The following is a 23,843-nucleotide window of genomic DNA, read 5'->3' on the forward strand; positions in this document are numbered from 1 at the left end:
CCTCCATCCGTTAGAACTCCCTAGATCCAGCCCAGCCGGCGCAGCGCGTGCCCAAGGCCCAGGCCCAGCCAGAGAAGGCCCACCAGCCGGAACAGCCACACCACGGTGAGAGTGCCGACCAGGGCCTGGATGTGGAGGGGGAAGGGCAGCCGCGGAGGCTCGGGCGAGGGCGAGTCGGCGGGCGAGGACAGCCAGCCCAACGGAAGCACGGTGAGGGCGACGCCGGCGCGGAAGAATGCCACCGCGTCGGCCGCGGTCAGGGGTCCGAGGCGGCCGCGGTCAGCGAGGAGAGCACCCGGCAGGAAGGCGACGAGCGTGCCGAGGATGCCGAGCCGAAGAAACCCCGCGTGGCGGCCGGCCCAGGCCAAGACCCCCTCCAGGCGCCGCGCGTGGGGGGGGCCGCAGGCACGCCAGGTCGTGATCCCGAGGGGCTCCGCGGCCTGCACGCTGGGACCGCTCGCCGCCGGTCCCCCGCACCAAAGGCACCGTGCCTGGGCCCGCCGCCGCGAGTAGGGGCGGGCGTAGAAGCGGTGCGTGACCACGAGGGCGGCTCCCAGGCCGAGGGAGGGGGCGAGGCCGAGGGGAGCTCGGGTGAAGAGCCAGAGCACGAGGGGGACGGGCAGGAAGAGGAGGAGGCCGGGGAGCCGCGAGACCACGCGCAACTGCTATCACCCGGGGCCCCCCCCTGACAAGCGGCGCCTCTCCGCGCCCCGGGCTAGAATCGGGCCCTCGGAGGTGAGTGTTGAGAAAGCTGCTCTACGCCCTGGCCGCTGCGCTTCCCTTCGCCCTTCCCCACGGGGCCGCCGCGGCGCCCCCGGCGGCCTGCGACCTGCTCCTCGCGGGCGGCCGCGTCGTGGACGGCACCGGCGCCCCCTGGTTCCAGGCCGATGTGTGCGTGCGCGGGGACCGCATCGCGGCGGTGGGCGATCTCGCCCGCCTGCCCGCCAGGCGCCGCATCGACGCCTCCCGACTGGTGGTGGCCCCCGGCTTCATCGACATGCTCGGCCAGTCCGAGTACAACGTGCTCGTCGACAACCGGGCCGCGAGCAAGATCACCCAGGGCATCACGACCGAGATCACGGGCGAGGGCACCTCCATCGCCCCCTTGAACGCCCGCATGATCGCCAACAACAAGGAGACCTACGCCCGCTACGGGGTGACGCCCGACTGGACGACCCTGGAGGGCTACTGGAGGGCGTTCGCGCGCGCGCGGCCCGCCATCAACTTGGGGACGTTCGTGGGGGCGGGAGGGGTGCGCGACTTCGTGATCGGGCAGGAGGAGCGGAAGGCCACCCCTTCCGAGCTCGCGGCCATGGAAGAGGCAGTGGCCCGGGCCATGGAGGAGGGCGCCCTCGGCCTCTCCACCTCCCTCCAGTACGTGCCCGATCGCTTCGCCTCCACGGAGGAGATCGTCAGCCTGGCCCGGGTGGCCGCCCGCTACGGGGGAAGCTACATCTCCCATCAGCGCTCGGAGTCGAGCCTCATCGACGAGAGCCTGGACGAGGTGTTCCGGGTGGCCCGCGAGGCCCGGATCCCGGCTCAGATCTACCATCTGAAGACCGCCTACCGGAAGAATTGGGGCCGGATGCCGGAGGTGCTGCAGCGCCTGGAACGGGCGCGGGCGCAGGGGCTGGACGTCTCCGCCGACCAGTATCCGTACCTCGCGGGCCAGAATGGCCTCGACGCCGGCCTGCCCCTCTGGGTGCGGGAGGGGGGCAAGGACAAGATGATCGCGCGCCTCCAGGATCCCTCCGTGCGGGAGCGGGTCAAGGCCGAGCTCGAGCGGGACGACCCGAGCTGGGAGAACCAGTACCTGGGCTCGGGGGGGGCCGCGAGCGTGCTCATCGTCAGCGTCGTGAACACGAGCCTCAAGAAGTACGAGGGGAAGACCCTGGAGCAGATCGGCAAGGAGGAGGCGAAGGACCCCCGGGACGTGATGATGGATCTGGTCATCGCCGACCGCGCCAACACCTCCAACGTCGTCTTCATCATGAGCGAGGAGGATGTCCGGACCGCCCTGCGTCACCCCCTGGTTTCGCTCTGCACCGACTCGGGGGCGGTGGCGGAGGACGGCATCTTCTCCGAGGAGAAGTCGCATCCCCGGGCCTGGGGCTCCGCCGCCCGCATCCTGGGGAAGTACGTTCGGGAGGAGAAACTCGTCCCCCTCGAGGAAGCCATCCGCAAGATGACGTCGCTGCCCGCCTCGCGGATGGGGCTCTCCGAGCGCGGGATCCTCCGGCCGGGGATGGCGGCGGACCTCGTGGCCTTCGATCCCCAGACCGTCCGCGACCGGGCGACCTTCGAGGACCCGCTGCACTACAGCGAAGGCATCCCCTACGTGGCCGTGAACGGCGAGCTCGTGGTCGACGGCGGGGCGATCACCGCCGCCCGGCCGGGCCGCGCCTTGAAGGGCCCCGGATATCGGGGCGCTCCTTGATCCGCGCATGAGCGTCCACCCCACCGCCATCCTGAGCCCGGGCGCCACCCTGGGACGGGGGGTCGTGCTCGGCCCCTACTGCGTGGTGGAGGACCAGGTGGTCATCGGGGAGGGGAGCGAGATCCGGGCCCACGCGGTGGTGAAGCGCTTCACGCACCTGGGCGCCGACAACACCGTGCACGAAGGCGCCGTCCTGGGAGGCGAGCCCCAGGACGTGGCCTTCGCGGGGGGCGAGTCCCGCCTCCGCATCGGGGACGGCAACCGCATCCGCGAGGGCGTGACCCTCCACCGCTCCAGCGCTCCCGGCGGGGCCACGGTCGTGGGCTCGGAATGCTTCCTCATGGCCTACGCCCATGTGGCCCACGACGATCGCATCGGGGATGGGGTCATCCTCGCCAACAACGTGGCCCTGGCCGGCCACGTCGAGATCGCGGATCGCGCCTTCCTCTCGGGGGGGGTGGTCGTTCATCAGTTCTGCCGCATCGGCCGCCTGGCCATGGTCGGGGGCAACGCCAAGATCGTGCAGGACTGCCTGCCCTTTGTGGTCACGGACGGGGCGCCGGGGCGGGCCCGCGGCCTCAACAGCGTGGGGCTCAGGCGGGCGGGGATCGGCCCGGCCCAGGTGCGGGCCCTCAAGGAGGGCTACCGACTCCTCCTCCGCTCTTCCTTGCCCCGAGAGGCCGCCCTGGAGCGGATGGCCGCGCTCTCGGATCCGCTCGTCGAGGAGATGATCGCGTTCGTGCGCTCGTCCCGCCGCGGCATCTCCGGGGAGGAGCGCGAGCGCGACGGGGGCTGAGCGGATCTTGTCAGGCCCGACCTTCCTGGGTAGACTGGCCGGGAAAGCAACAATCAAAGGAGAGCAAGCCGATGGGAAAGCGGATTTTCCTCTTCGTGGCCACGAACGTGGCCATCATCGTGACCCTGTCGATCGTCCTCCGGCTGCTCGGGGTGGCCGGCTACATCCACCCCGGGGGCGGCCTCAATTTCTTCGCCCTGGCCGTCGTCTGCACGGTGTGGGGCATGGGGGGGTCTTACATCTCCCTGCTGATGTCGCGCTGGGTGGCCAAGCGCGCGGTGGGGGTCGAACTCATCAACGGGCAGACCGGCAACGCGGAGCTCGACTGGCTTTTCAATACGGTCGGCAACCTGACCCGCCAGGCGAATTTGCCCATGCCCGAGGTGGGCACCTACGAATCCGAGGAGGTCAACGCCTTCGCCACCGGACCCAGCAAGACACGGAGCCTGGTGGCGGTCTCGAGCGGCCTCCTGCGCACCATGGACCATGCCCAGATCGAGGGCGTGCTCGGCCACGAGGTCACGCACATCGCCAACGGGGATATGGTCACCATGACCCTCATCCAAGGCGTGGTGAACGCCTTCGCCATGTTCTTCGCCCGCATCGTCGCCTTTTTCATCCGCCAGGCCATGGACTCGCGGATGGCGAACATGGTCGCCTTCCTGGTCCAGATCGTCCTCGAGATCGGCCTTAGCTTCCTGGGCCTTCTCATCATCCGCTGGTTCTCGAGGCAGCGCGAGTTCCGGGCGGACGCGGGGGGCGCCGTCCTGGCCGGGCGGGAGAACATGATCGGGGCGCTGCGGCGGCTCCAGGATAACCAGAAGCTCGTCGACAACACCCACCCCGCTCTGGCCAACTTCAAGATTGCCGGCGGCCCGGGCCTCCTGCTCGCCAGCCACCCGCCCCTGGAAGTACGGATCGCGGCCCTGGAGGCGGGGGCCCGCTGAGGGTCAGTCCAGCTCCACGGCCAGACCGGCGAGGAGCGCGGCCCGACGGGGCAGGTCGGGGACGATAACGTACTCATTGCGGGCATGGGCCCCTCCCCCCGCGGGGCCCAGCCCGTCCAAGGTGGGCAGGCCAGCGGCGGCGGTGAGGTTGCCGTCGGAGGCCCCCCCCACCCGCGCCGCGCCGAGCTCGAAGCGGAGGCCGAGGGCAATGCTCTTGGCCCGCGCGTAGAGGGCCTGGGAGGCGGGGGTGGGCTCCATGGGCGGCCGGTCGAACCCTCCCTCGGCGGCGATGAACACGCGGGGGTCGGCCGACCGATGCTCGCGGATGGCCGTCTCCACCCGCCTCGCCTCCTCCTTGGACCATACCCTCACGTCGACGGAAACGGTGGCCCTCTCGGGCACCACGTTGGTGACGGAGCCGGCCTGGGCCACGGTCGGGGTGACGCTCGTGCCCTGGGCGGCGTCGCCCAGGGTCTCCAGGAAGAGGACGAAGCGCGCCAGCTCGGCCAAAGCGGATGCCCCCTTCTCGGGATCGAGCCCGGCGTGGGCCGAGCGCCCGGTGAGCGACACCCGGAAGAGGCCGGTACCCTTGCGCGCGATCTTGACCGCCCCCTCCTGGGAGGGCTCCAGCACCAGCACCTGACGGTGGCGGCGGGCCACGCTCAGCAGGAGATCCCGGGAGGCCAGGGTGCCCACCTCCTCGTCGGGCACGAGCAGGAGCGAGACCGCGGGGGGATGGCGCTCCCGGCCCAGGGCGGCGAGCGCGGCCATGGCCACCACGATCCCCGCCTTCATGTCGAAGACGCCCGGGCCCTGGGCCCTCTCGCCCTGGACGCGGTAGGGGCTGGTGAGGAGGGAGCCGACCGGCCACACCGTGTCCAGGTGCCCGAGGAGGAGGGTCCGGCCGTCCCGCGGCCCCACCGAGGCCAGCAGCGCTTCCCCCCGGGGCGGACAGGGCCGGAGTTCGGCCCCGACCCCCCGCTCACGGAGACGGTCGCGGATCCACCCCGCGAGAAGAGAGACGCGGCCCGCGTCCTCGGAAGGGCTCTCCATGGAGACCAGGGCCTCGAGGTCGGCGCTCATGCGGGAGAGGGCCGGCTCGAACAGGCCCAACCAGTCCTTATCCATGCCCGCGGCTCCTCCGCCGGAAGGGAAAAGGGAATGATAGCCCTGCTTTCTCGTTCCGCGCGCGGGGGGCCGGGGAGGCGAGATCGCTGCGCTCCAGAGCGAAAAGCGGCGCGCGCTACCCTTGACAAGGTTTGGAGGCCGCCCTAGATTCCCCGCTGTCTACTTCCTGGGATCCCAGACCTAGTGGGCCGGCGGCGTGACGCGGATCACGGTGACGCCGCGGTCCGGGCTCGTCCTGAGTTCCACGAGCCGGACGAGCGGTAAACGAGGGCGACCATGGCGCTCATGAACGAGCTCCTCGAGGAGGCCGTAGCCCAGTGCACCGTCCTCTCGCAGGGGACGGCCGAGGCGGCGGAGGCGATCGGGAGCCTGATCGACCGTGCGGACCATCTCGGAGAGCGCCTCACGAGCGGGGCGGACCAGGCCCACCGGCTCTGCCAGGACCTGACCGCGCACCTGGCGGAGGCGGAGCACGGGCTGGAAGGGGCGGGCCGCAACGCGGGAAGCCACTTGGCCGAGCTGGGCACGCGCGCGGGCGAGGTCCGGGAACGCGTGGGCCACCTCCTGGGCGCGGTCCACAAGGACCTGGACGACCTGGAGACCCACCGGGAGCACCTCCTTGCCGAACTCGACCCCCAGGTGGACGCGGCCGGCTCCGAGTTCGAGCAGCTCGCCCACCGGATCGGCGACGTGGAGGCGGCCACCGACCAGCACCTGCAGGCGGCGGGCCAGGCCATCCACGGCTTCCATGACGCGGTGGCCGCCGCCCGCGGCGAGGTCGACCAGCGCAAGGAGCACTTCCACCACGCGGTCCAGGATCTGGAGACCACGGTCGCGGAGCAGATCCACACCCTGACCGACGCCATCCACGCCCTCTTGAACGATCAAGCGACCCACCTCATTGACATGGCCAACCGGATGCTGACCGAGCACAACCAGGCCATGGCCGCCGCGAAGAAGAAGTTCGCGGAGGAGGCCAAGGAGCGGATCTTGAGCGCGGCCGCCCCCCTGCGGAGCGCGATCGAGGCCCTGGGCGAGCTGGCCGCCAACCGCGAGACCGCCCTCAAGGAGAAGTCCCGGGAGGTCCTGGACAAGGTTCACGAGGTGGTTCGGATCCTGGACGAGATCAAGCCCGCTCTCGAGAGCGCCAACCGGTTGCATTGACGTGGAACAGACCGCCGAGCAGATCGAGCAGTTCATCGCCCTCCTGAGGGACACGGGGGCGCACGTGTCGGAGAGCACCAACCAAGTCGAGTCCGACACGGCCGCCCTCGACCGGCTGGCGGAGGAGGTCGAGGGCCAACTGGGGAGCTTCGGCCACGACCTTCAGGGCTTCCAGGCCGATCTGGAAGCCTCCACGGAGGCCGCCCACACCGAGCTCGAGGGCGTGGCCACCTCCGCCCACGCGGTGGCCGACACCCGCTGCGCCGCCGCCCTCGATGAGATCGAGCACGCGGAGACCGCGCTCGACCAGGCCGTCCAGGGAGCGAAGGGCGCGCTCGACCACGACTGCTCCAGCCTCCACGACCAGGGATTCCAGGCCCTCGCCTCCGCCCTCCACGAGGTGGAAGAGGAGGTCGAGGCCTCCCGGACGGACGCCGAGGCGGCCTGGGCCGGCCTCGAGAGCGCGGTGCCGACCCTCACCCAGGAGCTGCACACCTCCATGACCGAAGCGGAGCGCGCCCTGGATGCGGCCGCGGAGGCCATTGACCAAGGGGACCGGCAGGGGGTGGAGGCGGAGGCCGGGGAGTGCGGGGCGGGATTCCACGCCCTGGGGCCCGAGGTGGACGGCGAGTGCACCGCGGTCGGGGACGAGATGCAGCAGCTCTACGAGGGCTGGGGGGCGGAGATCGACAGCGAGGGGCAGGAGCTCATGGACGCCGTCAGCTCCCTCTTCCAGGCCTCCGCGGACGCCCTCACCACCCTGGGGTCGGAGAGGGTGGAGGAGCCCGCGGAGAAGGCGGCCACGGACGACATCCCGCCCCTCGTAGGGGAGCTGGGCGAGCAGGTTTCGATGCTCACCGCCGGCCACGAGATCGCGGCCGAGCTGCCCCCCCTGGCCAGCGAGCTCGAGGTCGCGGAGGGCGTGATCCAGCACGTCGACGAGCTCATCAAAGCCATGGATCACTGATCATGACCACCCTCAAGGAGACGCTCTCCCTCGTGCACACCATGGCCCCCGCCCTGAGCGGCCATCTCGCCCCGATCATGCAGGAGGGGGCCAAGGTCCAGCAGTCGGTCCAGGCCTTCCTGCACGACCTCGGGGAGAAGCGGGCGGAGGCGGCGCAGGATCTGGCCCAGCTCCACGCCGCCCTCGCCGAGCTGAAGGCCGATGGGACGGAGCAGCACGCCCACCTGGAGGCGGCCGCGCAGGCCGTCGAGGCCGCCCTGCAGGAGTGCCTGCACGCCCTGGAAGGGGACGAGGGCGAGCTGAACCACGGCGTGGACGCGGTGGGCACGGCGACGAAGAGCCTGGAGAGTCACCTGGGCGAGGGAGGCTCGCGCACCCGGGCCGCGGAGGGAGAGTCCAAGCAGGCCCTGGCCGCCCTGGCGGGCGCCATCCACTCCGGGCAGGCCGAGCTAGACGGAGCCCTCAAGACCGTCTCTGAAGAGGCCCAGGCCCTGGAGCACACGGTGGAGGAGGTGCAGACGGCGGTGGCGAGCGAGCTCAGCGGCCTCCGGGACCGGATGAAGAGCCACCTCGAGGAGGCCCGGGGACGGGTGGCCCAAACCCTCGACAAGCTGCGGGAGCTGCGCACCGCCCACGAGGGGAGCGTGCGCGAGACGGCCGCGGATCTGGCCAGCAAGAAGGACCATCTCATCGAGGAGCTGCGGCAGCAGGCGGAGGCGGACCTCCGGCCGCGGATCGAGACGGCCACCTCCCGGGTGATGGAGTCGCTGGGCCGGGTCTCCCACGCGGCGGCCGAGGCCCGAGCGAGCTCCGAGCGGGCGCGCGAAGAGGTGCATGCGCAGTTCGAGGAGTTGAAACAGGCCATGCCCCCGCTCGCCCGGGCGCTGGAATCGGTGAAGCAGGCGGCGAACGAGGTGGGCCTCAACTGGAGGTGAGCCCCGCTCCGGGAGGGGAGCGGGGTAAGGGAGGTAGGGGTGGCGGATCTCGACACGGCGGCGGCGGACCTTCTGGTCCAGCTCAAGGGGCTGGAGGCCCAGATCAGCCGGGCCCAGCACGAGCTCGCGGAGCTCGAGGAGCAGCTCTCCACGGTGACGAGCCACGTGGACGGCGATTGGGCCACCCTGGACGAGCGCCTCCAGGCCCTGCTCGCCAAGGTGCACGAAGAGAAGGGCACATTGGACGAGGAGGGCCAAGCCGCCGCCCATTCCCTGGGCGAGGTCGCGACCGCCGCCCACGCCGCCCAGGGCGAAGCGCACTCCGCGATGCAGCGGGCCTCCTCCGACCTGACCGGCTTCTCCGAGCACGTGGCCTCGATCGAGCCCCGGGTGGAGTCGATGGTGGAGGCGGTGAGCTCCACCGCCCACGCCCTGGCCGAGCACGCCCAGTCCGCGGAGACCGCCCTCGAGGAGGCCTTGAGCGAGGCCCGGGAGTTCCTGCAGGACCAGGTCGGGAACGACCTCCATCACATGCAGGAGGAGATCAAGGAGCGCTCCGAGCACCTGCGGAGCTTGATCGCGGAGGAGGAGACCCGGCTCGACCAGGTCTACGCCGACTGGGCGGAGAAGCTCGCGGAAGTGGAAGGGATGGTGGAGCACGCCTTTGCGGATGCCCACGCCCATGCCCGCGACGTCGTTAACTATGCGGTGGAGGAGTGCACCCACGAGGAGCAGGAGGAGGCGGCACAGCTCTCGTCTCTCCTCTCCACCCTCGAGGGTCACCTGGAAAGCCTGCACACCGAGGCCGAAGAGTGCACGGCGGACATCGGCGAGGAGGGCAAGCACGCCCTGGACGAGGGTCTGAGCACGACCCACGCCGAGATCACCACCGCCCTGGCTGCCCTCGGCCGGGTGAGAGAGCTGCTGGCCAAGTTCTCGTTCGTGAACATGTAGATGGATCCTCGGGCGGACGCTCGCGCCAGGAGGACCGCGGGGCGGAGGTGCCCCCGCCGGGCATCGGGCGGGGGCGGTCCGGTCCGCCCGGGAGGCGTGCGATGAGCGGCGGGCCGGCACCACTCCCCCTGATCCCTTATCCGGGCTGGCTGCACGCGAGCGCGGGCACGCCCGCGCCCGCGCGCTTCGGGAGCGGCGGGACGGGGGCGGCCGGCAGCGCGACCAACCCGCTCACTTCGGCCCAGGCCCAGGCCCTCTTTACGGAGATGGCGGCCCTCCCCAACGTCCCCTTCAATTACCCCGACGACGGCTGCTACGCCCGGGCCCACGAGATGTACTTCACCATGAAGGCCGACGGCGTCGAGGCGGGAAAAGCCTGGAACTACGGCAGCCAGTTCGAGTCCAACCAGAGTACGCTCAAGGTCTCCACCCCCTACAATCCCGCCGGCGAAGTCACCTGGCGGTACCATGTGGCCCCCTCGGTGTGGGTGCAGGACGGTTCGGGGGGGGCGAAGCAGATGGTGATCGATCCCTCCATCGCCAAGGGCCCCATCCCCGCCGAGGAGTGGCAGCAGAAGCAGGGCGACGCCAAGTCGCGGCTGGAGTTCTCGGGAGGCGACGTGTTCTACAAGACGCCGGACAACCTGGCCGACGGCACACCGGCGACGAACCCGTACGTGGACAAGGACGACGACCGCTCGCACACCAAGGAAGTCCTCAAGGAGATGACGGAACGGCGCGACGAACGCGAGAAGGTCCACCCGGAGTTGTTCGAGGACAAAGCCGGTCCGAAGAAATGAGGAGCAGCCTCCCGGGTGGAGCGGGGGCCGCTCCTCGCCGGACCGGATGGCCAGTGACGGGCGGCTTGGTCCTGGCCGCGGCCAGCCTAGGAGCGGCAACGGGGGGCCGGTTAGGGACTCACCAACAGGCGAGGGCAGGCGAGATGGAAGAAAAAGTGATCATCGGGAAGGTGGCCGGCTGCGAGGCCCCACCGGGCAGTTCCGAAGGGACGCTCCGCCTGGCCGACGGCAGCCGCTTCACGTTGCTCCGGAGCGACAAGCGGTTCGACTTCTGGCTTGGCTTGCTCAAAGACAAGCAGGACTCCGGCACCCCGATCTATGTGCAGGCGGACCCTGCCACCGGGGCCGTGCGCCGGATCCTGGTCGTCCTCCCCAAGCGAATCGAGAGTGTCGGCAACGCTCCCGAGGGCGACCGGTTGAGCGTCGCCATCCTCCGGGAGCCCTCGATGTACTTTCTGCGAACGACGCGCGCTGACTACGCGGAGTGGCGCGACCGGCTTAAGGACGCGCAACAGACGCACGCCCCTCTCCCCTTGGTCGTCGAGCCCGACAGCAAGGAGATCCTCCACGTCGGAAAGCCCTGACCGCCGTCGGCGTCCTCGACGTGCCGTTCACGCTTCCCGCGGCGCCCGCCCAACGTCGGCGGGGGTCTCGACGCTCAACCTGCTCTTACTCTAGCCCTCGCGGAGGAGCCCCAGGAAGGCCTCCCCGAGGCCCGTTCCGCGACTTGGTCCCACCTCCCGCCGGGCCCCGCCCGCTCTGGAATAGACCTCCCACCCGCCTTGTAGACAGGGGCAGAGGGCGACGGTGGGCGGCCCCGGCTCCGAGGCTGTCCGGGCCCCAATCGGTGGGGGTGGATCATGAGCGGACTTCGAACTCTTCTGGTTTCGGTGGCGGGCCTAGGGTTGGCCTACCCGGTCTCCGCCGCCTGGGATCGTCCGGAACGGCCGGGAACCATGGTCGGCGTCTCGGTCGAGGTGGACGGCGGTTTCTCGCCCCTCTACCCCGCCCCCGACGGCTCCGACCGCTGGTATCTGGAGGCGCGGGAGGGAGGCCGCTACGCCATCACCCTCGCCAATCGCACGCGGGAGCGGGTGGGGGTCGTGGTCACGGTGGACGGCCTGAACGCCATCAGCGGGCAGCCGGACATCGGCCCCGGTCGCATGTATGTGCTCGGGCCCTGGGACCAGACCACCGTCCGGGGCTGGCGGACGTCTCTCGCCGAGGTGCGGCGTTTCACGTTCGTGGACGAGCGCGCCTCCTACGCCGCTCGCTCCGGGAAGGCGAATTCCAAGATGGGCTGGATCGAGATCGCGGTCTACCGGGAGCGCCGACACGAAGTGTATCGACCCTGGCTCAAGGACGGGGCGGGCCCCGGCTGGAACCGCTCCCCCCGTGAGGGCGACGAGACCTCGCGCGCGGAGGCTCCCCCGCCCAGCCCCCTCCCCGAGCCCTCGCCTCCGATGGCCAAGGCGTCTCCGTCGGAGGACCGCCCCTCCGATGCGGCCGCGGGCGCGCGCTCGAGGGCCGAAGGCTACGCCGCCCCTGAGCGTCCGCGCTCGTTCCCGGGAACGGGCTGGGGGCAGCGGGCCGACGACCCCGTCGTGCTGGTGAGCTTCGATCCCGAGCCGAGCCCATCGGAGCGGGTCACGCTAAGGTACGAGTACGGAAGCACCCTGCGCGCCCTGGGCGTCCTGCCCCGGCCCTTCTACCAGGCAGACCGCCTGCGCGAGCGCGAGCGGGGCGAGGGCGGCTTCGCCCAGCCGCCCCTCCGGTAGGGCCTCACGGCTCGGGGGGAGGCGTGGGGTTCGGGAGGACAGTGCTCGCGCCTTCCCCGAGCACGACCCGGTCCAGGCGCAGCGCCTCCCCCACCGACCAAGCTTGGAAGGGACAACCCCGGGGCTGGTGGGGCGCGTCTCCATCCGCCAGCTCCGAAACGTGGCCGAGCCCGGCCTCGTCCAAGTGGCGCAGGAGGGGAGTCAGGAAGCGCCGACGCGCCTCCGCCTTCGCTTCGGTCGTACTCCCGCGAACCCGGACCCACGCCTCGACAAACGGGCCCAGCAGCCAGGGCCAGACCGTCCCCTGGTGGTAGGCTCCGTCTCGCTCCCGGACGCCACCCTCGTAGCGGGGCCGATAGCCGGGCTCTTCCCGCGCCAGGGAGCGCAGTCCCAGGGGCGTCAGCAGCCTCTCCTCCACGGCGTCGACGAGTCGGCGCGCCCTCGGACCCACGAGCAGGGGGAAGGGCAGGCCGCCCACGGCAAGGATCTGGTTCGGCCGGAAGGCGGGGTCCACCGCCCCCCCCCGATGGCCGTCGTCCACCACATCGTAGAGGCAGCCCTGCGCCTCGTTCCAGAACCGAAGCTCGAACGCCTTTAGGCCCCGCGCGAGCGCCTCTGGCCCCCGCTCCCAGAACGCGCTCCCGATCTTGAGGGCGTTCAGCCAGAGAGCCTGGACTTCCACCGGCTTGCCGATGCGCGGCGTGACCGCTCCCTCCGCGATCTGGGCGTCCATCCAGGTGATGGCCAGGCCGGGCTCGCCTGCGGCGAGCAGGCCGTCGGCGTCTAAGCGGATGCCGTGGCGTGTCCCCTGGGCGTAGCCCTCGAGCACGGCCCTCACCGTTCGCCGGAGCGCCTCCCGGAGGCCGCTCGTGCCCGCCGCCTGGAGATACTCGTGGGCGGCGATCACGAACCAGAGCGAGGCATCGACGGAGTTGTACTCCGGCTCCCCTTCCCCTCGATCGGGGAAGCGGTTGGGGAGCATCCCCCCCGAGACCGCGCGCGTCCACTCCTCCAGGATGTCGCCCGCCGCGTCCACGCGACCCGTGGCCAGACAGAGGCCGCGCAGAGAGATGAAGGAATCGCGACCCCAGTCCAGGAACCAGGGGTAGCCGGCCACGACCGTCTTTCCGCTGCCGCGCGCCACCAGGTAGGCATCGCCGGCGCGGTGGAGACGGGAAGGAAACGCCTCCCGGCGGCTGCGCTCCGATGAGCGGAACGCCTCGAGCTGCGCCTCCGCGCGGGGGAGCGAAGGCAGCGGAGAGCCCACGCCCTCCGCGGCCAGGATCAGGACGGCTTCGCCCCGCCCGAGGTCCCAGCGGAAGACACCGGGCGCGGCCAAGTCCTCCAGGAAGTCGACCCCCCGGGCCTGCTCCTCCGCATAAAGGAAGTTCCGGTACCAGTGGGGCTCGGGCGTGTAGGCCCCGTTCGTCAGGGCCAGGATCCGGGGCAGGCCGGAGTAGGGACGCCAAGCCAGCCCGCCCTTCACCGTCTCCGCGGCGAAGCGGAATTGTGGGTTCTCGTGGTGGAGGGCGTGGTAGTCCCGCCCGGAGAGGAAGGGCCGCACCCTGAGGACCGCGGACGGATCCGGCGTCAGGAGCCGCCAGGATAGGGCCACCGCCGCCGAGCCCCTCCGTACCAACAGCTCCTGGACGAGGCGGGTGCCGTCCCCGAGGTCGAAGGTCCAGCACGGCCAGGGCTCGAGCGCGAAGGCGGCCAGCCTCCGACTCCCGTCGGGTTGGACCACGCCCGCCTCGTAGCGCTGCGATGAGATCGGGTAGGTGCCGCGGGAAGTCTCCACCCAGACGTCGAAGCCGTTCACGAGAACGATCCTGCCCGCGGGCGGCCGTGTGGCGGCCAAGAGAAGCGCGTGGTAGCGCCGGCTCCGAATCCCGGACACCGTCCCCGAGGCGAAGCCGCCGAGCCCGTCCGCCTCCAGCCATTCCGCCCCCGGGTCCCGAAACATGGGGCGGGGGGTCAGCGCGTCCGTCCCGCGAGCAGGAGCCTCTCCGCCAGCTCCTGCACGTCGACGGGCCAGTAGGCCCTCGGACGGGGTCGCGGCGTGCGCAGGGGGTGAGGCCGGCAGCTCAAGATCATCTGCCGCCACTGGGCGGGGACGGCCTCGCGCCCGTAGACCGCTCCCAACAGGGCTCCCGCGACGGCGGCGTTGTGGTCAGTGTCCCCGCCCCGGCGGACGGTGGCCACCAACCCCTCCTCCAGGCTGGGAGCGTGGAGCAGCTCGTAGAAGGCGTTGCCGAGCGCAATCAGCACGGAGCTGGGGGATTCTCCATCGCAGACGGGTGGCCGGGCCGCTGCCGCCTCCAAGGCCTCGACCACGGGCCAGGCCCCTGCCGCCGTCGCCCAGGAGAGGGCGGCTTGGTGCGCAGGCTCCGCACCGTCGCCCGCCCCCAGCGCGTGGTGAATGGCGATCACGAACGCGGCCGCCGCGTCGCGGCACACCGGATGGGGGTGGGTGAGGCCGCTGTCCCGCTGGGCGAGCTCGACCGCCCCTGCGGCGGGCAGGGCCTGAGCGTAGACCGCGAGCGAGCTCTCACGCAGGAGCGCCCCGTTGGTGGGGCTCTCCGTCGCGGGCCCGCCTCCGAGAGCGGCCCCCGTCGCGCCCCCCCCGTCGAAGGGCTCCGAGCGGAGCCAGTCCACGTAGGCCGCCCGAGCCCGCTCCGACTCGTACTCGCCCTTGGCCAGGATGGAGCGCGCGAGGGCGAGACCTAGCTCGGTGTCCGCGCTGGGCTGGCCGGCCAGCCTGCCCCCGCGGCCGCCGTCCTCGAGCCGCCGGGGGACCTGGGGGGAACGGGCGGCCGCCTCCCCATTCCCAGCCGCGGCGAGGCCGCCCAGGCTGTCTCCGGCCATCTGGCCAAGGAGGCAGCCCTGGGCCCGTGCCAACAGCCCGGCCTCCGCGACCGCCTCTCCCCTCTGGAGCCGGACGAGGTCGCTCGGCGGGCGGCGGCCATCTTTGTCCGGCCGTTCCCAGGGGCGCCGCGCCAGCTCCCGCGCCACAGAGGCCGAGCCCGCGAAGGCCCGCTCGCTCTGGCTCGATCCTCGGTCGTCGTAGGTCACCTCGGAGCCCGACTCGTTCAGGAGGACGCCCCCCACCGCGCGCACCAAGGCGTGGCCGGCCGCGTAGTCCCATGCTCCGGGAGCGTAAAGGGAGGTGGCGGCGGCTCCCTCTCCTGCCGCCACCAAGGCCAGGCGATGGGCGATGCTGGGCACGGATCGGAAGCGCGCGGGCTCCGAACACCGCAGGTTGGCCTCGGGGTCCTCTTCTCCCTTGCTGGACACGAGGACGATGTCCGAGGCCTGCAGCCGCGTGGGGGGCGGCGCGCCCGCGTCCAGGCCGTTGCGCCGCAGAGGCCCGCAGCCCTCCGCCCAAGCGAAAAGGTCTCCTTCCTCGCCGGGGTAGACGAACGCGAACACGACACCCAGCACCGGCCGTCCTCCGGCCAGCAGGCCAATCGACACCGCGCTCCCGCGCCGACCCAAGAGGTAGTCGCGGGTCCCGTCGTTGGGATCCACGAGCCAGACGGGGGCTCCCGCCTTTCCGTCCCCCCGGCCGGTCTCCTCTCCGAGATACGCCCATTCCGGGAAAGCGGCTTGGAGCCGGCCGCGGATCTCGTGCTCGGCCTCGAGGTCCGCGTCTGCCTTGTCGCCTTTCCCGCGCGGGCCGCCCGGACGGTGGAAGTCCTCGCCGAGTATGTGGCCCGCCGCACGCGCGGCGGCCAGGGCCACCTCGAGAGCTCGGCTCAACTGCATAGCTCGTGATTCTACCCGCACGTCCATCGAGCGCGAGCCTTGGCCGGCCTGCTCGCCTCGCCCGCGGACCGGCTAAGCGGGCGAGGCCCGGCGCTGCCTCTCCGGTAAGGATGGGGCCCAACCGCAGGAGGCGGGCTCTCTAAGACCCTCCCCCGGGGACGAACGACGGGCAGGCCCGCACGGGCTGAGCGGGATATTTCTTGAAGATAGGGCAGTAAACGAACACCGAGCCCCGATCACTCGTGACATATCGGGGCGGCGCCGCGCAGGAATGGCACTGGCTCTCGGGGAACGGTCGCTCGGGCGGATGAGGGGCCGGGTCCGGGGTGGGGCCCACGAGATCTAGGACGACGGCTTGCGCGGGGGCTGGAGTTCTCCCCGACGCCGGTCGCGCCGATCCAGGACCTCGGCCCCGCTCCGCAGCGCGCCCGTATCCTCCTCCTGCAGCCCGTAGACCCGGCCGATCTCATCCACGCTGTTCTGGTCGGGGGTGGGGGTGGTGCCCCCCGGCGTCTCCTCGCCCACGTACTCGTTGGCTAAGCTGTCGTCATCCGGATCCCCCACGCGGATCGTTTCCCCCTCGCCCGGGATCTCGTCTCGGCGCCGGCCGACCGCCGGCAGCACGCCAGTACGGAGAGCCTCCGCCGCCACCGCGGTGGCCGAACGCTCGCGCGAACCGGCTTCTTCCATTGAGGGCAAGCGCGGCGCCGCCTTCGACCTGCCGTCGTGCGACTGGGGCCGATTCTTGCGCCTCATCGCCTCACCCACCTAGCTGCTAACTTGCCCCAGCCTCGTCCCCGGCGTCAAGCCTTTTTATGGCCTTGTTATGCCGGCCAAGAAGCGGGCAGGGCGCGCGCTTGCCACCTCCATTCTGGGCGCGCCGAGCTCGGTGGTGAATCGTGTGTGGGTCGACAGCCGCCGTATGTCCACCCTGCGGCGCACAGGAGGAGCCCCGGACTCCGGCTCAGGCCCGAGCTTCCCGCGTTCCCACCGTAACCCGGATGTCCCGCACTTCGCCCGCCCTTACGATCCGAACCGGAACCTCGGTCCCGATCCGTTCCCCGTCCAAGAGGGGCAAGAGGTCCGAGGGATGACGTAGGGGGTGGCCATCGAACTGAGCGAGCGCGTCACCCAACTGCAGCCCCGCACGTGCGGCGGGGGTGTCGGGCTCCACGGAAACGATGAGGAGAGCCGCGGCCTGCCCCACCGCGCGTTCGAGCTCGGCCGGCAACCGCACCGGGTACGTCCCCAGGCCGAGGTAGCCGCGGCGCACTTGGCCGTGGGCGAGGAGTGCGGCTAAGACCCGCCCCAGAGTGGAGGCCGTGACCGCCAGCGTCGCGCCGCGAAGTAGGCCGGAGGTGTTGAGCCCGAGCGCCTCCCCCCCCGCCGTCACCAGCAGGCTGCCGGAGAAGCCGGGGTGGCGCGCGACGTCGGTCTGCAGGTAGTGGTCGAGGCGGCCTCCCATCGGCGTGCGCCAGGCCTCGGCGCGAACGCTCACGATGCCCAGGCTGGCACGCACGCTCCGCCCCGGCCGGCTCACGGCCAGGACTAGGTGCCCGACTCTGACCGGCTCCGGATCCGCCCAGGCGGGAGCGGCCAGGCCGGAGGCCGCGACGCGCAGGGCGGCAACGTCGGTTGTGGGATCCCGCCCGATAACGGTGGCAGACAGGACCCTGCCGTCGGCCAGGCCGACCTCGATCCCCTCGTCCCACTCGAGGGAGTGGTGGGTGGTGACGATCACGCCCTCCCCCGACCAGACGACCCCGGTGGACGGCACGCGCCGCCCCGCCACCCGCACCACGCTGCTCCCGCTCCGTTCCACCGTCGCGGCCAGCTCCCCGGCCAAGCTCTTCGCAATGTCGCTCACGACTCGCCTCCTCGCGGCCCCGCCGCTTGTCAAACACAGGCTACCGGATCGCGATCCTCCGCACATCGCCCGAAAGATCAGGTCGATACCTACCCGATCGGGGAGGTCCGGGCGGGGGGTCAGAGAGTGATGAGGCCGAGCCGGGCGGCCTGCACCACCGCTTCCGTCCGCCCCTGCACTCCGAGCTTTCCGAGGATGGCGTTCACATGGAACTTCACGGTGTGCTCGCTAATCCCGAGGGCCTGCGCGATACGCTTGTTCGACAGCCCCTGGGAGAGAAGCTGCAGGACTTCCCCCTCGCGAGGGGTGAGGCTCTCCGCGGGCGGCACCGTTACCCGCGGCCGCAACGTCTCCGCCACCGCCTCCTCTAGGGCTACGAGCCCGTGGGCCAGGGCGGCCAGCGCCGCCGCCAGCCGCTCCCCACCCGCGTCGCGGAAGAGGACGCCGCGGGCACCCGCGGCCAGGGCCTCCCCCGCCTGTTCCTCGTCGGTGATCAGGGCCAGGACGGGCCGGCCCGCGCGCCCGAGGTCGGGCGGACGATCGGAGGACCCCGCCGGGCCCACGTCCCAGACCGCGACCTCCGGATCGTAGGCCTCAAGGATCGCGGCCCAGTCCTCGCTGACCGCAATCTGGGCCACGACCGCGAGACCCGGCTGGTCGGCCAGGAGAGCGGCAAGGCCGCTGCGTGCGAGCGGGTCCTCCCCCACCAAGAGGACGCGGATCAGGGGTTGCCTAGGAGACGTTGCCGGTCCGCGGGAGATCGCGGCGTTCGGAGGCGGCGAGCCGCGTCACTGTTCGTAGGTCAGCTCGGTCAAGGGGAGGCACGGCGGGGAGGATCCGGCTGCTCATCCGCGTGAAGTCCCGCCTGCGAACCGCACTCCTCTGCAAGCCGGTGCGCCAGGGGCCCGTCAGGCCCACCCTCCTCAGCGGGTCCGTCAAGGTTTCGAACTTCGTCACTTTCCCCCCCGGAGCCCCCTTCTCAACCTACCACGGCCAGCCCGGAGCCGAGGACTGCCCACGGGGGGCAGGACGGCCCGGATCCGGATCCGTGGCTTCGGGTCGTCGAAGCGGAGGATCTCTCGAATCCGAGCGCGGGCCGCCGGGCCCGGAGCCAGGAAACGACCCCCTACGGGCAGGCGAGTCCCTCGCGCCGTCCGGCGCCGCCGGCCGACCCAGCGGATGTCGAGGAGGAGGCGGTGGGGCGAGCGGCGGCCGGCGCCGCTGCCACTCAGGATCATGTCGAGCCGGCTGCCCACGGCCAGCCTCGGCACCCGGGGACCCTGCAGCTCCAGCTGGCAGCCGACAGGGCTGACGTTCTCGATGACGGCCCGGAGCGTCCGTGCCAAGCCGACCGCATCCACGGGCAGGGCCAAGGGCACCCGCGCGGCAACCCTTGGGGGCCGGGTCTCCCGCTTCAGTTCGGCCAGGGCCTGGGCCAGCCGTCCACGGAAGAGCGCGGGATCGAAGTCGTAGCGGACGGCCATCTCGTGGCGCGTCCCCCGGCGCCGCCAGGTCGTGACCGTGCCCGAGACCTCGATCGGCGCCCTCAGGGCGTCGGTGACCATCACCAGGGTCAAGCGCGTGCCCACGGGGAGGCCGCTCTCCGCCCGCAGCAGCGTCCGGCCGCGGTTGAGGGCGCGGGATAGCTCTCGGAGAAGCGCGCCCGCGGTGCGGTAATAGGCCCGGAGCCGGATGGGCGGGGGCTCAGTCAGCGGCCGAGCCATTCTCGGGTTGCTCATGACGCGACGGGCGAATGATGCCACAGTTCAAGGCGGGACCGCCCCCTCCCCGCCGGGGGCGGCCTCAAGGGGGACCAGGCGCTGCGCGCGCGCGATCGCAAACTCCCCGCTCTGGGCCTCCGGCGCCACAAAGCCGTCGTTCACCCCCGTCACCGTACGCGACTCGCCCGGCTGGATCACCTCCGCCAGCACCCCCTCGCCCGAGCCCCGCGGTTCTCCCGATGCGCCTCGGTAGACGGTGACGAACCAGAGATCGCGATAGGCAACTGTGCCCTCGTTGCGGACCGTCACTCTCCAGAGAGCTACGCCCCCGACCGCTCTCGACCAGGACGAGCCCAGGACCCGGAGGTCAGGGGGCGCCCGCACCACCGCGCCGGGGGCGCCTGGATCGGCGTCCCGCGCGAAGGGTCGGCGGTGACCGAGCATCTCCGGGCTCCGGTGGCGGATCGCCTCCGCCACCACCCGACGGTTCTTGTAAAGCGAGCGCTCGGGCGCCCGGGCCAGGACCAGGCCCACCTCGAACAGAACCTCGGTCAAGAGAAGGACCGCCACCACCCGGCGCCACGACGGGTAACCCAAGAGGAGGTCCCAGCAGTAGAAGGAATAGACCAGCACGACCGGGCAGACCACGTAAAAGGCGTGGGCCCAAGGATTCTTCACGGCAAAGAAGTAGCTGAAGTAGACGAGGACGGGGGTGGCCGCGGTCACAACGCGGAGTGAGGTCCACTCTGGATAGGACGACCGGCCCCGGAATCCCAGCCAAACCATGAGGAGGGGCTGAACGACCCCCACCAGACCCACCACCAGCGTCAAAGGAACCAGCCAGGGATTCTGGGCTAAGAGGATGAGGCGCCGGGCGGCGTTGACCCCCAGGAAGCGATTGACCTCGAAGCTGGCAAACGAGAGGAACTTGGCGGCAATGCTCAGGAGCGACCAGGGACCTAGGGGACGCAGCTGGACGTTCTGTTCGAGCCCGCCCCCTCCCCAGAAGAGGCCATAGCGGACAAAGGTGGGCACGAGCAGGCTGCCGGGGAGGGCGGCCCCCGCGGCCGTGCCGAGGGCTGCCATGAGCAGGCTGCGTGCTCCTTCCCGGGCCCGGGCTCCAAGCGCCCAGAGAAGGAACGGGACCAGGAGCACCCAGGAGAGATGCAGCTGCGCGACCCAAAGAAGGCCGAATCCCATCATGAAATGGGCCGCGGTCAAGGATAGGAACTCTCGCCGAAGGGACGGGAGGGCCTCGAACGCGCCCACGAAAAACACGATGCTGCCGGCCAGAACATATGACGGATTGACGATATGGGTGGAGAACTCTAGCGTCCAGGGCAGGGTCAACAACGACCCCCACACAAACCATCCCGGCAGATTCGGGAGGCGCCGGCGCACGAAAACGGCCAGGAGGCTGATCGTGGCTAGCGAGATTAGGTTCAACAGAATGAAGGGCGCTTCGGGGATGGAGAGAAGGCGCAGCGGGAGCCCCACCAAGAGCCCTTGCAGCGCGCCCGGGATCTGGGTCCCCGTCCAGACGACGTCCGGCCCAAAATAAGGCCAAGCCCTAGTCGAGAAGTAGCGCAGGCCCAGGAGGTAGATTTGCGTCTCGTCCTCGGACCAGAACTCAGAGGCCAAGCCGAAAGCCAGCCGGAAAGCGAAGGCGGCGAGAAGAAGGGCACCACCCCGGGACCACTTGCGCCAAGCGCCGGAAGGAGAGATCGACGGGAGGTCCGGCATCAGTCGGAGCAGTCTAGCACCGAGGCGTGGGCGCCTCGGGAAGCCCTCCCCTCAAGCCCCGCGTGCCCGGTGTCTCTCAGTTGATCCCGAGTGCCACGCGCAATAGGCTCTGCGGGCGAGCGGCCGCCAGCGCTCGACTCCTGTGTCTTGCGCTCCGTGTCGCGGATCAAGCCGAATCGTGATGGATGACCGCGCACCTCGGAGGAGGGTCCGCCCATGACGGAGAGCCTATCCCCTCGAGCCGGGCCATCCACCCAAGAGCCGGTCGTGGGAAAGGAGGCGGGATTGGGACGCTCGGCACGTCTCGTTCTTGCCCTCGTTGTGGCGGGAGCCGTCGTCCGCACGGGGCTGGCCGTTCCCATCGGTCTCAGTGTCGACGAATCGTATGCGGTGGTGATGTCGCGGCATCTGGCCCTGAGCTACTACGACCATCCCCCTCTGCTTTTCTGGATTCCCGGTGTTGCGGCTCGCCTGACCGGGAGCGAGCACCGCATCGTGGTTCGGCTTCCTTTCATCCTCATGTTCATGGCCACCACCTGGCTGGTCTACCGCCTGGGCGGGCTGCTCTTCGGTGAGCGCGCCGGGCTCTGGGCGGCGGTCGCCCTCAACTTAGGCTTGTTCTTCACCGTCAACGCGGCGAGCTGGGTTCTCCCGGACGGGCCATTGCTTCTCTTTAGCACCGCCGCGACGTGGTTTGTAGTTCGCGCGACCCTCTTTACCGCGCCCAACCCAGAAGGAGGGGGGGCCGGAGGAGGAGCGCCGGCTCCCCCCCCCTCTCGCATCGGCTCCTGGCTCGGCTTCGGTCTCTTCACGGGCCTCGCCCTCCTTTCCAAATACCACGGCGCGTTCCTGCTCGTGGGGTGCGGGTTGTTCTTGGTGACCTCTCCACGTCACCGGGTGTGGCTCCGGCGGCCCGGGCCCTACGCCGCTCTGCTCCTAGCGCTGGCCGTCTTTCTTCCCGTGCTCATTTGGAACGCCGACCATGAGTGGGCCTCTTTCCGATTTCAGGGTTCCCGCGCCATCCCCGTCGAGGAAGCGCAAGGCACCCCCTTCCTCGACACCATCATTGGCCAGGCAGCGTGGATGCTGCCTTGGCTCTGGGTCCCCCTCCTGGGCGTGCTGTTCGGAGCCCTGCGGGCGGGGCCCCGGGATCCGCCGCGCTGGCTACTGGCGTGCATCGCCCTCGGCCCCATCGCGTTCTTCACGCTCCTGACCGCCGTGGGCAGCCGGGGGCTCCCCCACTGGGAGGCCCCCGGATACTTCATGCTCCTACCCCTCTTGGGCGCCTCCATCGCCGCGCGCCTCGAGCGCGGGGACCGGAGGACACGTCAATGGCTTTGGGCTTCCTTCGCGGGGCTGCTCTTGGTCCTCCTCTTGATTGTGACCCACGTCTCGACCGGCTGGCTGGCCCGTGCCGTGCCGGGCTTGTTCTCCAAAGGAGACCCTACCCGTGACCTCCTCCAATGGAGTCAGCTCCCCCCGCGACTCCGGGAATGGGGGTATCCCAAGCCCGGGCTCGCCATTGCCGCCGCCAGCTGGTCCGATGTGGCGAAGGCGGCTTACGCCCTGGGCCCGCAGATCCCCGTGTCTTGCGTGGGCACGGACCCGCGTGGTTTTCGCTATCAAACCGGCCAGGGCTCGCTTCTCGGTCAGGATGTTCTCCTCCTGGCTAGTCGCCGGGCCGGGCAGGAGCCGATGGTGAGCTACGCACCCTACTTCGAGCACATCACGGCCATTGGCACCGTTCCCCTCTTTCGCGGCGGCCGGGAGGAGATTGCGGTGAGCGTCTATCTCTGCCGACGACTTCTCCGTCCGGTTCCTCCGGGACCGCCCCGCTGATCCCGGTCGGGGGCAGACGGGAACGGCAAGGAGAGGGGTGGACGGCCTATCGCCGTTTCCGACCGATCTCCGAGAGGGGCTGGTAGTAGATCGGGGAGGAAGGGGCCTCCGCCTGAACCGTCACGTGGTCGATACCGTGGGCAGCCCGGATGCGCTCACACACCTCCTGGGACACGTCTGTACCGTGTCGGGTGCCATCCAGGATCACGTGAACCGTTACCACGTCGAAGCCCTGGGAGATGGTCCAGGCATGCAAGTCGTGGAGGTCGGCCACGCCGGAGGTCCCCCGGATCGTGCGTTCCAGTTCTCCCGGCACCAGCCCCGCGGGTGCGCCCTCCATGAGGACGTCGAGCGTGTGGGACACCAGCTTCCAGGCGCTCCAGAGGATCATAAGGGCCAGCAGGAGCGAGATAATGGGATCGGCACGCCGCCAGTCCTGGAAGAGGACGAGCCCCGCGGCCACCATGGCCGCGACCGAGCCCGCCACATCGGAGAGGACGTGGGCGAGGGCGGCGCGCGTGTTCTCGTTGCTGTCGTGGCCTTGCGAGAGCACCCAGGCGGCGACGAGATTCACTAGGAGGCCTCCGGCCGCAACCGTCAGCATCCAGCCCCCCCGGATCTCCGGGGGCTCTCGCCACCGCCCCAGAGCCTCGACCACCACCCAGAGGGAGGCCACCCCAAGCAGGATGGCGTTGACGAAGGCGGCGAGTGTTTCCGCTCGCCGCCATCCATAAGTCCGGAGGTGCGTGCGCGGGCGGCTTGCGACCCGCTGAGCCACGAGGGCAAGGCCTAGGGCTCCCGCGTCAGCCAGCATGTGGCCGGCGTCGGACAGCAGGGCCAGGCTGTGGGAAAGGATCCCGCCCCCGATGGAGGCGCCCATGGCGGCCAAGGTGAGAATCAAAGCGCTCCGGATTCGCTTCTCCGGCGTGTCGTGGAGAGAGTGGGTGTGGCCGCTCATCAAAGCCCCCGGATCGCTCTACTGACCTCAAGTAGATCATGAAT

At 70.7% G+C, this 23,843-nt stretch carries 21 protein-coding genes; 11 read left to right on the top strand and 10 right to left on the bottom strand.

The genetic code is table 11. From position 1 onward, the window contains the following. Positions 1 to 20: 20 nt before the first annotated feature. Complete coding sequence (locus VN461_17795; protein ID HXB56626.1) at positions 21 to 656, bottom strand: hypothetical protein; 636 nt, start codon at positions 654 to 656, stop codon at positions 21 to 23. 86 nt (positions 657 to 742) lie between these two features. On the opposite strand from VN461_17795, the gene VN461_17800 reads away from it, so the two are divergent. From VN461_17800 to htpX, 3 genes are all read left to right on the top strand, one after another. Next, on the top strand, positions 743 to 2,437 hold the full coding sequence (locus VN461_17800; GenBank protein HXB56627.1) for a D-aminoacylase: 1,695 nt from the start codon (positions 743 to 745) through the stop codon (positions 2,435 to 2,437). A gap of 7 nt (positions 2,438 to 2,444) precedes the next feature. Next, positions 2,445 to 3,233 carry an acyl-ACP--UDP-N-acetylglucosamine O-acyltransferase gene (lpxA, locus tag VN461_17805; GenBank protein ID HXB56628.1) on the top strand — a complete coding sequence of 263 codons (789 nt, stop codon included), beginning with the start codon at positions 2,445 to 2,447 and terminating at the stop codon, positions 3,231 to 3,233. A 71-nt stretch (positions 3,234 to 3,304) separates the two neighbouring features. After that, the gene (gene htpX, locus VN461_17810) at positions 3,305 to 4,180 is read left to right on the top strand and encodes a protease HtpX (protein HXB56629.1); all 876 of its coding nucleotides are present in this window, start codon (positions 3,305 to 3,307) and stop codon (positions 4,178 to 4,180) included. A gap of 3 nt (positions 4,181 to 4,183) precedes the next feature. On the opposite strand, the gene VN461_17815 is transcribed toward htpX, so the two are convergent. Further along, positions 4,184 to 5,308 (bottom strand): M20 family metallopeptidase, encoded by a 1,125-nt coding sequence (locus tag VN461_17815; protein HXB56630.1) that lies wholly within the window; start codon positions 5,306 to 5,308, stop codon positions 4,184 to 4,186. A gap of 276 nt (positions 5,309 to 5,584) precedes the next feature. On the opposite strand from VN461_17815, the gene VN461_17820 reads away from it, so the two are divergent. From VN461_17820 to VN461_17850, 7 genes are all read left to right on the top strand, one after another. Beyond that, positions 5,585 to 6,472 (top strand): hypothetical protein, encoded by an 888-nt coding sequence (locus VN461_17820; GenBank protein ID HXB56631.1) that lies wholly within the window; start codon positions 5,585 to 5,587, stop codon positions 6,470 to 6,472. Position 6,473: 1 nt separating this feature from the next. Next, on the top strand, positions 6,474 to 7,439 hold the full coding sequence (locus tag VN461_17825) for a hypothetical protein (protein ID HXB56632.1): 966 nt from the start codon (positions 6,474 to 6,476) through the stop codon (positions 7,437 to 7,439). Between the two features lie 2 nt (positions 7,440 to 7,441). Beyond that, positions 7,442 to 8,374: a hypothetical protein gene (locus VN461_17830; GenBank protein HXB56633.1), complete on the top strand. Its 933-nt coding sequence runs from the start codon at positions 7,442 to 7,444 to the stop codon at positions 8,372 to 8,374. 39 nt (positions 8,375 to 8,413) lie between these two features. Continuing rightward, positions 8,414 to 9,328 (top strand): hypothetical protein, encoded by a 915-nt coding sequence (locus tag VN461_17835; GenBank protein ID HXB56634.1) that lies wholly within the window; start codon positions 8,414 to 8,416, stop codon positions 9,326 to 9,328. Positions 9,329 to 9,429: 101 nt separating this feature from the next. Next, positions 9,430 to 10,128: a protein-glutamine glutaminase family protein gene (locus VN461_17840; protein ID HXB56635.1), complete on the top strand. Its 699-nt coding sequence runs from the start codon at positions 9,430 to 9,432 to the stop codon at positions 10,126 to 10,128. Positions 10,129 to 10,271: 143 nt separating this feature from the next. Continuing rightward, positions 10,272 to 10,712 carry a hypothetical protein gene (locus VN461_17845; GenBank protein ID HXB56636.1) on the top strand — a complete coding sequence of 147 codons (441 nt, stop codon included), beginning with the start codon at positions 10,272 to 10,274 and terminating at the stop codon, positions 10,710 to 10,712. Between the two features lie 276 nt (positions 10,713 to 10,988). After that, positions 10,989 to 11,906, top strand: a complete 918-nt coding sequence (locus VN461_17850; GenBank protein HXB56637.1) for a hypothetical protein — start codon at positions 10,989 to 10,991, stop codon at positions 11,904 to 11,906. 4 nt (positions 11,907 to 11,910) lie between these two features. On the opposite strand, the gene VN461_17855 is transcribed toward VN461_17850, so the two are convergent. The 7 genes from VN461_17855 to VN461_17885 all read right to left on the bottom strand — a co-directional run bounded on the left by VN461_17855 (position 11,911) and on the right by VN461_17885 (position 21,002). Then, positions 11,911 to 13,869, bottom strand: a complete 1,959-nt coding sequence (locus VN461_17855) for an amylo-alpha-1,6-glucosidase (GenBank protein HXB56638.1) — start codon at positions 13,867 to 13,869, stop codon at positions 11,911 to 11,913. 11 nt (positions 13,870 to 13,880) lie between these two features. Further along, positions 13,881 to 15,665: an inositol monophosphatase family protein gene (locus tag VN461_17860; GenBank protein HXB56639.1), complete on the bottom strand. Its 1,785-nt coding sequence runs from the start codon at positions 15,663 to 15,665 to the stop codon at positions 13,881 to 13,883. Between the two features lie 348 nt (positions 15,666 to 16,013). Next, entirely contained in the window at positions 16,014 to 16,361 is a 348-nt protein-coding gene (locus VN461_17865; GenBank protein HXB56640.1) for a DUF6335 family protein, read from the bottom strand. A 274-nt stretch (positions 16,362 to 16,635) separates the two neighbouring features. Continuing rightward, a complete protein-coding gene (locus tag VN461_17870; protein HXB56641.1) occupies positions 16,636 to 17,538 on the bottom strand; it encodes a trypsin-like peptidase domain-containing protein in 903 nt (300 codons plus the stop codon). Between the two features lie 119 nt (positions 17,539 to 17,657). Continuing rightward, a complete protein-coding gene (locus tag VN461_17875) occupies positions 17,658 to 18,245 on the bottom strand; it encodes a response regulator transcription factor (protein HXB56642.1) in 588 nt (195 codons plus the stop codon). Positions 18,246 to 18,491: 246 nt separating this feature from the next. After that, on the bottom strand, positions 18,492 to 19,262 hold the full coding sequence (locus tag VN461_17880) for a hypothetical protein (GenBank protein ID HXB56643.1): 771 nt from the start codon (positions 19,260 to 19,262) through the stop codon (positions 18,492 to 18,494). Between the two features lie 42 nt (positions 19,263 to 19,304). Further along, positions 19,305 to 21,002, bottom strand: coding sequence for a hypothetical protein (locus tag VN461_17885; protein ID HXB56644.1), 1,698 nt, complete (start codon positions 21,000 to 21,002; stop codon positions 19,305 to 19,307). 216 nt (positions 21,003 to 21,218) lie between these two features. Between VN461_17885 and VN461_17890 the strand changes: the two genes are divergently transcribed. Further along, positions 21,219 to 22,841 carry a glycosyltransferase family 39 protein gene (locus VN461_17890; protein HXB56645.1) on the top strand — a complete coding sequence of 541 codons (1,623 nt, stop codon included), beginning with the start codon at positions 21,219 to 21,221 and terminating at the stop codon, positions 22,839 to 22,841. A 46-nt stretch (positions 22,842 to 22,887) separates the two neighbouring features. Here VN461_17890 and VN461_17895 read toward each other — a convergent pair whose 3' ends face one another. After that, complete coding sequence (locus VN461_17895) at positions 22,888 to 23,799, bottom strand: cation diffusion facilitator family transporter (protein HXB56646.1); 912 nt, start codon at positions 23,797 to 23,799, stop codon at positions 22,888 to 22,890. Positions 23,800 to 23,843: the final 44 nt, after the last annotated feature.

It is taken from the genome of Vicinamibacteria bacterium, from assembly GCA_035570235.1.
GTDB lineage: Bacteria > Acidobacteriota > Vicinamibacteria > Fen-336 > Fen-336 > DATMML01.

Excerpts from the sequence above, each read along its gene's own strand:
- lpxA (HXB56628.1), top strand. The coding sequence starts at position 2,445 with ATGAGCGTCCACCCCACCGCCATCCTGAGCCCGGGCGCCACCCTGGGA.
- htpX (HXB56629.1), top strand. The coding sequence starts at position 3,305 with ATGGGAAAGCGGATTTTCCTCTTCGTGGCCACGAACGTGGCCATCATC.
- VN461_17815 (HXB56630.1), bottom strand. The coding sequence starts at position 5,308 with ATGGATAAGGACTGGTTGGGCCTGTTCGAGCCGGCCCTCTCCCGCATG.
- VN461_17820 (HXB56631.1), top strand. The coding sequence starts at position 5,585 with ATGGCGCTCATGAACGAGCTCCTCGAGGAGGCCGTAGCCCAGTGCACC.
- VN461_17830 (HXB56633.1), top strand. The coding sequence starts at position 7,442 with ATGACCACCCTCAAGGAGACGCTCTCCCTCGTGCACACCATGGCCCCC.
- VN461_17840 (HXB56635.1), top strand. The coding sequence starts at position 9,430 with ATGAGCGGCGGGCCGGCACCACTCCCCCTGATCCCTTATCCGGGCTGG.
- VN461_17845 (HXB56636.1), top strand. The coding sequence starts at position 10,272 with ATGGAAGAAAAAGTGATCATCGGGAAGGTGGCCGGCTGCGAGGCCCCA.
- VN461_17850 (HXB56637.1), top strand. The coding sequence starts at position 10,989 with ATGAGCGGACTTCGAACTCTTCTGGTTTCGGTGGCGGGCCTAGGGTTG.
- VN461_17855 (HXB56638.1), bottom strand. The coding sequence starts at position 13,869 with ATGTTTCGGGACCCGGGGGCGGAATGGCTGGAGGCGGACGGGCTCGGC.
- VN461_17865 (HXB56640.1), bottom strand. The coding sequence starts at position 16,361 with ATGGAAGAAGCCGGTTCGCGCGAGCGTTCGGCCACCGCGGTGGCGGCG.
- VN461_17880 (HXB56643.1), bottom strand. The coding sequence starts at position 19,262 with ATGGCTCGGCCGCTGACTGAGCCCCCGCCCATCCGGCTCCGGGCCTAT.
- VN461_17885 (HXB56644.1), bottom strand. The coding sequence starts at position 21,002 with ATGCCGGACCTCCCGTCGATCTCTCCTTCCGGCGCTTGGCGCAAGTGG.
- VN461_17890 (HXB56645.1), top strand. The coding sequence starts at position 21,219 with ATGACGGAGAGCCTATCCCCTCGAGCCGGGCCATCCACCCAAGAGCCG.
- VN461_17895 (HXB56646.1), bottom strand. The coding sequence starts at position 23,799 with ATGAGCGGCCACACCCACTCTCTCCACGACACGCCGGAGAAGCGAATC.